The following is a 10,551-nucleotide window of genomic DNA, read 5'->3' as shown; positions in this document are numbered from 1 at the left end:
GGCCGGGGCGGGCGCCGAGGGGGTGGGCGGAGCAGGTGCATCCGGAGCGATCGGACCGGAAGCGAGGGCGTCCGGAGCGACGGTGTCCTGGGCAACGGGAGCAGCGGACTGCTCCGCTCCGCTCCCCGACGCCGCCACCAGCCGCACGTCGTCCGCGACGGCCTCCGCCTCCTCCGGGCCGGCCGCCGCGTTCAGCGCCGCGGCCGCCGCCTCCGCTCGCATCAGGGCCTCGGCGGCCTCCGCCTGCAGTCGGCGGGCAGCCTCCAGGGCCGCGCGCGCCTCGTCCCTCGCCGAGGCGAGCCCGTCGTCGTCACTCATGGGCTCAGCCTAGGTCGGCGGCGCCGGTCAGTCCTCGCGGACGTGCCAGGACTGTCCGTACCCGCCGTCGGCCTCGGGGCGGGCCATCAGCTCGAGGAACGGGTCGGCGCTGAACGCCTCCGGCCCGAGCACTCCGGCGCCGGTCCACACGCCGGTCGCGAGGAGCTCGAGCGCGACCACCGGGTTGAGCGCCGTCTGCCAGACCACGCACTGGGTGCCGTACTCGGCCATCGTCCACTCGTTGTCGCTCACGTGGTAGAGGTACACCTCGCGGCGGGCGCCGTCCTTCGTGCCCGAGACGAAGAGGCCGGCGCAGGTCCTGCCCGTCATCCGCGGGCCGATGCCGGCGGGGTCGGGCAGGGCGGCGGCGACGACGTCGCGCGGCGAGACCTCGACGGGACCGCCGGCCGAGCGGACCCGCAGGGGCTCGGTGCTGTCCAGGCCGAGGAGGTGGAGGGTGCGCAGGACGCCGATGAACTGCTCGCCGAGGCCGTACTTGAAGGTGACCTTCTTGGCGTCGAGCCAGCGCGGCATCAGCAGCACCTCCTCGTGCTCGACGTTCACGCACTCGACCGGGCCGATGCCCTCGGGGAACTCGAACACCTCCGGCTCCGAGAAGGGGACGGTGGTGTACCAGCCGCGGTCGCGCTCGAACACCACCGGCGGGTTCAGGCACTCCTCGATCGTGGTCCAGATGGAGAAGGACGGAGCGAAGATCTCGCGGCCGTCCGCGTCGTGCACGACGAGGTTCGCGCCGTCGCGCACTCCGAGCTCGTCGATCTCGTCGAAGAGGTGGTCGGAGGCGTAGCGGGCGAAGACGTCGGAGAGTCCCGGCTCCACGCCCATGCCCACCAGGGCGAGGCGGCCGCGGGAGGACCACTCCTCCGCCGCGGCGAACTGCTCGTCGCCGAGCTTGAGCCCCGTCAGCTCGTGGGGCCGCTCAGGGTGCGGGAGCGAGAGGCTCATCGCCATGTCGAGGTAGTCGGCCTCGGCGGCGAGCGCTCCGGCGAAGATCGTCGGGACGAAGCGCGGCTCGACGGCGTTCATCACGTGGGTCGCCCCGTGCGCGCGGGCGACGGTCTCGACGTTCTCGGCGTCGGAGGCGTCGATTCGCGCGGCGACGAAGCGGTCGTCGGCACCGTGCCGCTCCGCGATCCAGGCGACCGTGCGCTCGGCGCGAGCGAGGTCGTAGTCGCAGACGATGATCTGCTCGAAGAAGGAGCGGCGCGCGGCGATCTTCGCGAAGGCGTCGCCGACGCCGCCGGCGCCGACCAGGAGGATTCTCATGGGGACACCGTAGCGACGGATCGCGTCGTCCACCATGCCGAGCACCGACGGAATCGGAGCGGAGCGCGCCTTCCGGCCACCGGATCCGTCACGGGGCGGCCCGCTCCCCCTGCTCGAGCAGGCGGAGGAAGCCGGAGAGGTGCCCGAGGCCGGTGAGCGAGGTCGGGAGCGAGGCGGCGAGCGCCGGCGAGTGCACCAGGTACGCCGCCCACTTCGCGCGCGAGACCGCGACGTTCAGGCGGTTGGGCAGGAGGAGGAACTCCATCCCGCGCGGGACGTCGGCCCCGGAGGACGCGGCGAGCGACACGATGGCGACCACCGCCTCCCTGCCCTGGAAGAGGTCGACCGTGCCGACCGGGGTCTCCTCGAGGCCCGCGGCGTCGAGGGCGGTGCGGAGGAGCCCGCCCTGGGCGTTGTAGGGCGCGACGACGATGACGTCGGCCGCGGTCAGCGTCCGCTCGCCGTGCTCGTCGGTCCAGGCGCGGCCGACGAGGGAGAGGGCGATCTCGACGACGCGCCTCGCCTCGTCCGGCGAGGAGGTGGTGTCGCCCGCGTGCTCGACCGGGACGGAGTGCACGCCCGGCTCGACCCCCTCCAGGTGGCGCACCTGCGGCGCCCGCGACCGCAGCGCGCCCTCGTAGGACAGCTCGGAGACGGCGTCGGAGAGCGCCGGGTGCATCCGGTGGGTCTGCGCGAGGAAGTAGCCGTACTCCGGCGGGAGGACGTCGTGCCCGTCGGCGAGCCAGCCGAGCGCCGACTCGTCGACCGGCTCCGGGTGCGCGCCCTGGCTCACCTGGGGCAGCTGCTGCGGGTCGCCGAGCAGGAGCAGGCGCTGGGCGGAGACGGCCGATGCGATCGTCGGGGCGAGCGAGAACTGCCCGGCCTCGTCGACCACCAGGAGGTCGAGCGAGCGGCGCGGCACGGTGACCGGGTTCGCGAAGGTCCAGGCGGTGCCGCCGATGACGCAGCCGCCGCCCTCCTCGAGGACGGCGGTGAGTGCCGCCGCGTTCTTCACCGGCGCCCAGGGCGCCGCCTCGAGCGCCTCGGGCGATGTGCCGTTCTTGGGCACCTTCGCCACGCGGGAGGGATCGACGCCGCGGCCGACGACGGCGCTCAGCACGTTCTCGACCACCGAGTGCGACTGGCCGACCACGCCGATGCGCCAGCCGTGCTCGTTCACCAGCCGTGCGATCACGTGGGAGCCGACGTAGGTCTTGCCGGTGCCGGGCGGACCCTGCACGGCGAGGGTCGCCCGGTCGAGTCCGAGCAGAGTGGTGACGACCGCGCCGATCACGTCGTCGCCCTGCACAGGAGCGACGGCTCCCGGCGGCATGCGGCGGAGGACGTCGAGCGCCGGGTCGGCCAGCATCGCGGGCAGCGCGTCGAGGACCTCGCCGCCCCACTCCGCGATCGCCTCGGGCTGGGGCGCGGCGCGCGGCGGCGGCGCAGGGGCGAGGGCGACCGGAGCGTCGTCGTGCGGATCCTCCCCCGCCTTCAGGCCCTCCTTGAGGAGCAGGACGATCCGCTCCCCGTCGTCGTCGACCGCGAGGATCTCGGAGCGCTCGGAGGCGCCGCGCAGACCGGGACCGGGCGAGGGCGCACCAGGGGGCGCCGGGGCCTCGTAGACCAGGTACGGCGACGAGCCGGTGCCGAGCCGACTGCCGGGAGCGAGCCGGCCGAGGATCCGCAACTCGCGCGACTGCGTGCGGGCGCGCGGGAGCTTCGCCCAGTCGCGGACGACCTCGACCCGGTCGATCATCACGACGTCGCGGGTGTCCGCCCACTCGTCCAGCGGCTGCCGGAGGCGGTCGAAGTGCTCCTGCCAGAAGGTCTTGGCCTCGCGGCGGTGGTAGTCGTTCGCCGCGCCGGCGAGGGCGAGCGCGGTCTGGTCGGCCGTGCGCTCGCGCGGCTCGACCCCCTCGACCTGCGCCAGCAGTGCGACCGCGACCGGGTGCGGCTCGCGGGGCACGGGGATCTCGACCTCGAGCAGCGGCGGCAGCTCCTCGCGCGGCGGAGCGAGCTCCAGGAGCCAGTCGCGCAGGCGGAGCGTGGAGCGGCAGTCGTAGGCGTTGTACTCGGCGACGAGGTCGAGCCCGCGCTGCCCCTCGACAGGATCGGCCCTCTGTGCGGCGCGCGCCTCCACGTACATCTCGATGCTGTCGGCGGCGTTCGTGACGCCGGACGCGTCGCGCTCCTCCTCGCCCATGTAGAGCGGCTCCAGCTTCTTGAGCGAGTAGCTGCGCGAGCCCACGCGGAGCGCCCGCCGCACCACCGGGTACAGGTCGACCAGGACGCCGTCGCGCAGGAGCGCGTCGACCTCCTCCTCGCCGACCCCGTGCCGGAGCGCGAGCGAGAGCAGGTGGCTGCGCTCGTAGGAGGCGTAGTGGTAGACGTGCATCCGGGAGTGCGCGGCCCGGCGCGCCCGCAGGAGCGCGAGGAAGTCGAGGAGCGCCCGGCGCTCGGCCGCGAGGTCGTGCGCCCAGAGCGCGGTGAAGCGCTCCTGGTCGTCGACCATGCCGAAGAGGTAGTCGAGGCCCCACTCGCGGTTGTCCTCGGTGTAGAGCGGGTCGCCCTCGAAGTCGAAGAAGAGGTCCCCCGGGTCGGGGGCGGGCAGCCCGGCGAGCACGGAGGCGTCGATCACCTCGACGGCCGGCACCGGCGAGGACTCCGACCGCAGCTGCAGCCGCGCCTGGGCGCGCAGGCCCTCGAGCGTGCCCGCGCTCAGCCCGGGGACGGGGCCGTTGTGCTCGGCGAGCGCGTCGATGGTGAGCACGCCGGCCGCCCCGAGCTTCGCCCGCTGGTCGAGCCGCATCCCGGCGACGAGGATCGGATCGCGGTGCGCCTGGACCTCGTGCGCGCAGACGGAGCAGCGTCCGCAGGAGGGGTAGCGCGGATCGCCCCACTCCAGCGGCTCGTCGGCGGCGAGGCGCTCGTCGAGCACGGCGCGGAGCCGGGCGCGCTGCACCCGCTGGACCGGGGCGACGACGGCCAGCTCGTGGCTGGTGACGGAGCCGTCACCGAGCACGAGGTGCACCTGCTCCCCCACGCGGATGCCGCGCGCCTGCATCTGCTCGGCGTAGGCGGCGAGCTGCAGCAGCGCCGGGATCTTCGCGTGCCGGGCGAGCTTGGTGTCGTAGACCTCGTAGGCGCCGTCGGCGGTGCGGAGGAGGAAGTCCGAGAAGCCCAGGAACTCGCCGTCGAAGAAGGTGGCCTGGTAGAGCACGTCGACCCCGGCGCGCATCGCCTCGACGGCCGCCTCGGCCGCCGCGGGGTAGCCGGCGGGCTCGGGGCGCTCGAACTCGAGCACCTCGTGCGTGCGCTTCAGCTCGGCGAGGAAGCGGTGCTCGTGCTCGTCGCCGAGCACCGCGGTGCGCTCGAGCATCCCGTCCCTCTCGGCCTCGAGGCGCGGCGCGCGGCCCAGCAGGGCGTCGAACCGGCGGAGGACGGCCCACTCGCAGGCCGCCCAGTTCGACAGGTCGGTGGGGCTCGTGACCACGCGGCCGGACTCCAGATACACGCGACTCCTTCCGCGACCACCGGGCGGCGATCGGCTCCAGGCTAGGGCGCCCCTCCGACACTCGTGCGGCCTCGGCCACCACCCGCGCCGCTCCGGCTCCGCGTGGCAGGCTGGGCCGATGACCCGCGCTCGCTTCGAGATCATCCCGGCCGACGACATCGGCGAGCGCGCCGCACGGGCGTTCCCGGACCCCTCCGCGGTGACGCTGACCGTGACCAGCCTGCCGAAGCACGGGACCGGGCGGACCGTGGACTGCGCGGTCGCGCTGGCCGGGCGCGGGTTCCGCGTGGTGCCCCACCTGGCGGCGCGGAACGTCGAGGGCCGCGCCGCACTCGAGCGGGTCCTCGGGCGGATGGGCGAGGCGGGGATCGACGAGGCGTTCGTGATCTCGGGCGACGCGTCCTCGGCGGCCGGCACCTACTCCACGAGCCTCGAGCTCATCCGCGACGCCCGCGAGATCTCACCCGGGCTGGCCCTGGACATCGCAGGCTACCCCGAGGGCCACCCGCACCTCTCCGACGAGAGCATCGAACGGCACCTGCGCGAGCGCGCTCCGTTCATCCGCTCGATCGTCACGCAGATGTGCTTCGACGTCGACGCGGTGGTCCGCTACGCCGACCGGCTCCGCGAGACGGGGATCACGGCCGATCTGTGGGCGGGGGTGCCGGGGCCGGTCGAGCGCTCGCGGCTGCTGACGCTGGGCGCGCGGATCGGAGTGGGCTCCTCGCTCGGCTTCCTGAAGCGGAGCACCTCGGTGGCCGGCGGGCTCCTCCGCGGACGCCGCTTCGACCCGTCCGCGTTCGTCGCGCGCCTGGAAGCGGCGGCGGGCGACCGCCTCGCGGGCCTGCACGTCTACACCTTCAACGAGCTCGACTCCCTCGCCGCCTTCGGCTGATCGGCGAGCCTCCGCGCTCCTCGGGCGCCGATCCTCGGGGCCTCGAAGCCCTCGCGCGGAGAGAACTGCGCCGGTCAGGTGGTGCGGCGGATCCAGATCGGCGGGTGCGGGAGCTCGGCCTCGGTGCGCAGGCGGCCGGCGAGCGGAGCCCAGACCACGAGCGCCACGCCGATCCCGAGCAGCAGGCCGCCGACGGTGTCGCTCAGCCAGTGGGCGCCGAGGTAGGTGCGGCTCGCCATCATCGCCACGGTGTACAGGAAGCCCGCGATCCAGACCCACAGCAGCGGGAACACCAGGGCCAGCACCATCGCCGTCGTCGCCGCGTTGGCGGTGTGGCCGGACGGGAAGGAGCCGTAGTCGCTGGTGACGAGCATGTCGGCCGGGCGGGCGCGTCCCACCAGCTCCTTGACGAGCTGAGTGGCGCCCACGCTGACCAGCGCGGCGATCGCGTAGTAGAGCGCGGCCCACCGCCTGCGGAACACCAGCAGCACGGCGACGATGCCGAGCGGGATGAGCGTCGTGCCGACGAGCCCCGCTCCGACCGTGTTCATGACGAGGGCCGGGATGTCCCAGACCGGCGAGCGGTGCTCGACGATCTCGTCCATCCACTCCACGTCGAAGCGGAAGGCCGAGGTGGGGCGGAAGGCGATCAGCACGGCGAGGAGCACCGTGAGCAGGATCGCGAGCGACGCGGAGATCAGCGGCCAGCGGCGGGAGACCCGGTGGGCCGCCTCCTTCGTCAGCAGCCGGGCGGCGACGTCGTCGGACGGCACCTGCTCGCGCATCCGCGCACGCTGGACGGCGTCGGGGCGCGCGATTCCGGGCTCGGTCGACAGGCGGTCGTCGCGGTGATCCATCCGGACATGATGCCGTCACACGGCGTTCCCCCGCTGGGGGTTGCGGGGCGGCTCGGCCGACGGTTCGGAAGCCCGGCGTCCGTGCGCCGGGTTCGTGGCACGGTCCGACCGGCCGTGCGGATGCCCGGCCTTCCCCCGCGGGGGTCTCGCGGCGCGGCTCAGCCGGCCGCGCGGGCCAGGCGGGCGGCGCGGAGGGCGTCGAGCCGGGTCGGCTCGGAGGAGCGGGCGAGGAGCCGCGCGGCGACGGCGCTCACGCGGGAGTCGTCCGAGGCGGAGGCCCGCTCGAGGGCGGCGGCCGCGTCGGGACCGGTGATCGAGCCGAGCGCCATCGCGGCCGAGACCGCGAGCGCGGAGTCGTCGCTGCCGGCGGCCCCGTCCAGCGCGTCGACGGCAGGACGCGCGTCGTCGCCCAGGTAGCCGAGTGCGGCAGCGGCGTGACGCCGGACCGGCACGGACCCCTCGCGGAGGGCCTGCTCCAGACCGGGGACGGCCGCGGCGCCGAAGGAGGCGAGGACGTCGGTGAGCACGTTCTGCGCCTCCGCGTCGTCGTCGCCGAGCAGGCCGAGCAGGACCGGCAGCGCGCGCTCGTCGCCGAGGCGGCCCAGCGCGAAGCGGGCCTTCGCGGCGACGGCGGGCTCGGAGTCGGCGGCCAGCGGGGCGATGTCGTCGAGCGTCGCCGGGTCGAGGATCTTGCTGAGCACGTGCAGCGCCTGCGTGCGCACCCGGGGCTCGCGGCCGAGCGCCTCGCGGGCGACGGGGACGGCGGCGGAGCCGAGGCGGCCGAGCGACCAGGTGAGCACGTCGCGGACGAAGAAGTCCGGCTCCTCCCACAGGTGCGCGGCGAGGGGCTCGGCGGTGGCGGGCTCGGCGAGCTCGCCCAGGGTCATCGCCGCACGGAGGCGGACGTCGCGGTCGGGGTCGGAGAGCTCGGCGAGCAGGGCGGAGGAGTCGCGGGAGGACATGGGAGGGGACTGTAGCAGCGGCGCTCGGGAGCGGATCCAGCGAGGGCCCGAACGCCCGCGAGGAGCCGCAGGAGCGGGGCGTGCCGGACCGCCGGGACCCGGAGCCGAGCGCTCAGTCCTGCAGCGCCGGGACGCTCCTCGGCCGGACGATCAGCCAGAGCGCCAGGATCGACACGGTCGCCGTCGCCATCATCACCACGGCCATCGGCACGGCCGAGCCGGCGCCGAAGACCCCCGAGATCGGCGACAGCAGTCCGGCGGTGCCGAAGTTGACCGCTCCGAGCAGCGACGCGGCCGTCCCCGCCTCCCGGCCGTGGTTGACCAGGCCGAGGACCTGCACGCACGGGAAGCTGAAGCCGCAGGACGCGATGAAGAACCACAGCGGGACGAGCGTGCCCCAGAGCCCCAGCCCGAGCACGTCGAAGAAGGCGATCAGGCCGGCGGAGGTGAACAGCGTCAGCGTCGTGATCGCGAGGATCCACTGCGGCCCGATCCTCCGGCTGAGGTAGGAGGACGCCTGCACGCCGAGGACGACGCCGAGCGAGTTCACGGCGAAGAGCAGCCCGTACTGCTGCGCGTCGAATCCGTAGAGGCCCTGGAACAGGAACGAGGAGCTGGAGAGGTAGGTGAACAGGCCGGCGAAGGTCATGCCCCCGATCACCGCCACTCCGAGGAACACGCGGTCGCTGAGGACGGCCCGGTAGCGCTGCACGAGCGAGCGGTGCTCGCGCTCGTGGCGGGCGGCGCGGGGCCGGGTCTCGACGACGAGCAGGCCGACGGCCGCGACGACCAGCACGCCGTAGGCGGCGAGGAAGACGAAGATCCCGCGCCAGTCCATGATCAGCAGCAGCTGGGAGCCGATGACCGGCGCGAGCACGGGCGCGAGGCCCGACACCAGGGCGAGCCGGGACAGCATGCGCACCAGCGGGCGTCCGCCGAAGAGGTCGCGGACCATCGCCATCGCGACCACGCCGCCCGCCGCCGCGCCGGCTCCCATCAGGAAGCGGAAGACGCCGAGGGTGACGATCTCGGGGGCGAGCGCCGCGCCGACGCAGGCCAGCACGTGCAGAGAGGTGGCCAGGAGGATCGGCAGGCGCCGGCCGACCGCGTCGCTCCAGGGGCCCACGACCAGCTGGCCGAGTGCGAAGCCGAGGGTCGTGCCGGTGAGGGTCAGCTGGACCGCCGCCTCCGACACGTTCAGCTCGCTCTGCAGCGCGGGGAACGCCGGCAGGTAGAGGTCGATCGTGAACGGCCCGAGGGCGGTCAGCGAGCCGAGGACGATCACGTAGACGAGGCGCTGGCGGGCCGTCAGGGCGTCGCCCGGGTGGCGGTGCACCGGGAGGGAGGCGGTCGGAGTCGAGGCGGGAGTGGACACGGAGTGCCTTCCTGCGCAGGGCGCAGCGGGGTGGGAGGGAGGGAGGCGGCCGGTGTCGTCCTCGGCGCGGGAGCGGACCTCGTCGGCTCCATGCCGCTCGGTCGAATCAATTCGATCATGTGTCGGACAGGGGCGCCACCCCTCGGACCGCCGTCGGGTCAGACCGGGTGGAGCGGAGTGCCGAGCGGGTCGGCGAGCAGGCGCTCGAAGGCGAGCTCGGCGGCGCCCAGCATGAGCAGATCGGCGCCGAGCTCGGTCCGCACGATGCGCACGGAGTCGAGCGCGACCCGGAAGGGGCCGCCGCGGCCCAGGCGCTCCTCCAGGAATCCCGGCGCGACTCCTACCAGCGCCCCGAGGAAGCCGCCCAGCACCACGAGCTGCGGGTTGAACACGTTGATCACGTTGCGCAGGGCGACCGCGAGGTGCCCGAGCTGGCGCTCGACCTCGGCGCGGACGGCCGGGTCCTCGGAGGCGGCGAGCGCCTCCTCCAGCCGCTCGCTCTCGTCGAGGCCGAGCACGGTGAGCAGCTCGGCGCGGCCGACCTCGGTCTCGAGGCAGCCGACGGCGCCGCAGTGGCAGTCGATGCCCGCGCTGTTGACGAGGGTGTGGCCGATCTCCCCCGCGTAGCCGTCGATGCCGTGCAGAGGCGCGCCGCCGACGATGACGCCGGCGCCCACTCCGCTCGCGCCGCCGTTGAGGTAGACGAGGTGCGAGACGTCGCGGCCGGCGCCGAGGACGCTCTCGGCGAGTGCACCGAGGTTGGCGTCGTTCGCCGAGAGGACGGGCAGGCCGGTCGCGTCCGCGAGCATGCGGGAGAAGGGCTCGTCGTCCCAGCCGAGGTGCGGGCCGACCCGGACGAGGCCGTCGGCGTCGCGGACGAGGCCGGGCACCGCGACGCCGATGCCGACCGTCCGCGTCTCCTCGGGCAGCTCGGCGAGCAGCTCGGCGACCGCCTCGGCCGCCAGACGGGCGGCGGCCTCGGCGGTGGGGACGGAGGCGGAGCGGCGGATGCGGCGGCGGACGACGGCGTCGACGCCGACCACGGCGACCGTGACGGCGTCGATCTCGGGGTTCACGGCGAGCGCGACGACTCCGGGATCGGCCTCGACGACGGGGCTCGGCCGGCCGACCTGGTTCGGTGTGGCGGGTTCGCGCTCGCGCACGATGCCGAGCTCCACCAGCTCGCCGACCAGCGCCGCGATCGTGGAGCGGTTGAGGCCGGTCAGGCGGGTCAGCTGCGAGCGGGAGCGGACCTCGTCGGCTCCATGCCGCTCGGTCGAATCAATTCGATCATGTGTCGGACAGGGGCGCCACCCCTCGGACCGCCGTCGGGTCAGACC

The 10,551-nt window shown here is 74.4% G+C and carries 7 protein-coding genes and 1 pseudogene; 1 reads left to right on the top strand and 7 read right to left on the bottom strand.

Annotated features, from left to right (window positions below):
- The 3 genes and pseudogenes from C5C53_RS16455 to C5C53_RS16445 all read right to left on the bottom strand — a co-directional run.
- A pseudogene (locus C5C53_RS16455) lies at positions 1-318 on the bottom strand (hypothetical protein); the annotation flags it as partial.
- Between the two features lie 27 nt (positions 319-345).
- Entirely contained in the window at positions 346-1,605 is a 1,260-nt protein-coding gene (locus C5C53_RS16450) for a saccharopine dehydrogenase family protein (RefSeq protein ID WP_104225138.1), read from the bottom strand.
- An 88-nt stretch (positions 1,606-1,693) separates the two neighbouring features.
- Positions 1,694-5,122 carry a bifunctional RecB family nuclease/DEAD/DEAH box helicase gene (locus C5C53_RS16445; RefSeq protein ID WP_104225134.1) on the bottom strand — a complete coding sequence of 1,143 codons (3,429 nt, stop codon included), beginning with the start codon at positions 5,120-5,122 and terminating at the stop codon, positions 1,694-1,696.
- A 118-nt stretch (positions 5,123-5,240) separates the two neighbouring features.
- Here C5C53_RS16445 and C5C53_RS16440 point away from each other — a divergent pair, with 118 nt between their 5' ends.
- Positions 5,241-6,017 carry a methylenetetrahydrofolate reductase gene (locus C5C53_RS16440; protein ID WP_104225135.1) on the top strand — a complete coding sequence of 259 codons (777 nt, stop codon included), beginning with the start codon at positions 5,241-5,243 and terminating at the stop codon, positions 6,015-6,017.
- A gap of 74 nt (positions 6,018-6,091) precedes the next feature.
- On the opposite strand, the gene C5C53_RS16435 is transcribed toward C5C53_RS16440, so the two are convergent.
- The 4 genes from C5C53_RS16435 to C5C53_RS16420 all read right to left on the bottom strand — a co-directional run bounded on the left by C5C53_RS16435 (position 6,092) and on the right by C5C53_RS16420 (position 10,548).
- A complete protein-coding gene (locus tag C5C53_RS16435) occupies positions 6,092-6,874 on the bottom strand; it encodes a phosphatase PAP2 family protein (protein WP_244229597.1) in 783 nt (260 codons plus the stop codon).
- A gap of 158 nt (positions 6,875-7,032) precedes the next feature.
- The gene (locus tag C5C53_RS16430; RefSeq protein ID WP_104225136.1) at positions 7,033-7,836 is read right to left on the bottom strand and encodes a HEAT repeat domain-containing protein; all 804 of its coding nucleotides are present in this window, start codon (positions 7,834-7,836) and stop codon (positions 7,033-7,035) included.
- Between the two features lie 112 nt (positions 7,837-7,948).
- Positions 7,949-9,211: a multidrug effflux MFS transporter gene (locus tag C5C53_RS16425; RefSeq protein WP_104225137.1), complete on the bottom strand. Its 1,263-nt coding sequence runs from the start codon at positions 9,209-9,211 to the stop codon at positions 7,949-7,951.
- Between the two features lie 158 nt (positions 9,212-9,369).
- Positions 9,370-10,548, bottom strand: coding sequence for an ROK family protein (locus tag C5C53_RS16420; RefSeq protein ID WP_104268036.1), 1,179 nt, complete (start codon positions 10,546-10,548; stop codon positions 9,370-9,372).
- Positions 10,549-10,551: the final 3 nt, after the last annotated feature.

Origin of the sequence: Rathayibacter sp. AY1E3, from assembly GCF_002932235.1 — a bacterium.
Taxonomy (GTDB): domain Bacteria; phylum Actinomycetota; class Actinomycetes; order Actinomycetales; family Microbacteriaceae; genus Rathayibacter.
The sequence above is the reverse complement of the archived record's forward strand: the minus strand, read 5'-3'. Positions and strand labels throughout refer to the sequence as shown.

Bases quoted from the DNA above. Each gene is read 5' to 3' on its own strand.
- C5C53_RS16430 (WP_104225136.1), bottom strand. From the start codon at position 7,836: ATGTCCTCCCGCGACTCCTCCGCCCTGCTCGCCGAGCTCTCCGACCCC.
- C5C53_RS16435 (WP_244229597.1), bottom strand. From the start codon at position 6,874: ATGGATCACCGCGACGACCGCCTGTCGACCGAGCCCGGAATCGCGCGC.
- C5C53_RS16440 (WP_104225135.1), top strand. From the start codon at position 5,241: ATGACCCGCGCTCGCTTCGAGATCATCCCGGCCGACGACATCGGCGAG.
- C5C53_RS16450 (WP_104225138.1), bottom strand. From the start codon at position 1,605: ATGAGAATCCTCCTGGTCGGCGCCGGCGGCGTCGGCGACGCCTTCGCG.